The following is a 662-nucleotide window of genomic DNA, read 5'->3' as shown; positions in this document are numbered from 1 at the left end:
CGTTGGAAGCATTGATCAATGCTGTTTTTTATATCCTGGTTGCGCACCTGTCCGGCATGGGCGTCATGCCCCCTTCCTCTATCGTTATTCTCTTTTATTTAAAATCTACCATCATCTGTTGCGGTATAGATAAATGACGAGTACTACTCACACACAAGCCAATATAATCAGTAAACCTAGGCGGTTTTGGCATGCCCAAACTTAATAACTTATGGTTATCAAACCGCACATTCAATTCTGCAAATTGACCATATAAATACATCGCTTTGAGCATAATCCGTTCATTACAAGGACCAAAGATTTTTTTCAAATCCCGGCGCATCGTTAATAAAACATCATACGTGACCTTGGCATAGTTATCGCCAACCGGTTGTCGCTGCATAGCATCCGCTATTGCGTTATCAATTTCCATAAACTGTACGCAATGCTCGTCCCCTGCCGATATATGAACCACCTCTCCATTGGGCAGATCGCGGTTAAGAAGCATGACTAAGGCTTCAGCACAATAATCTACCGGAATAACATCGATGCGATCTTTCATTGAGCACATGAATTTCTGTAACATCAGTCCCATATTGAAAACCCAGAAGATGCTACTAGACGGTTTACAACCATGTTTGGTGTGGCCAACAACGATAGAAGGACGAGCAAATAAAACTGGC

General features: G+C 42.1%; 1 protein-coding gene. It reads right to left on the bottom strand.

Annotation, left to right across the window (positions count from 1 at the left end):
• Nucleotides 1-94 precede the first annotated feature (94 nt).
• The coding region (locus J5224_RS33310; protein ID WP_264629171.1) for an SDR family oxidoreductase at nt 95-662 on the bottom strand (568 nt) is incomplete at its 5' end.

It is taken from the genome of Candidatus Symbiopectobacterium sp. NZEC135, from assembly GCF_025962695.1.
Note: the sequence above shows the minus strand (reverse complement) of the source record. Positions and strands in the feature narration are given on the sequence as shown.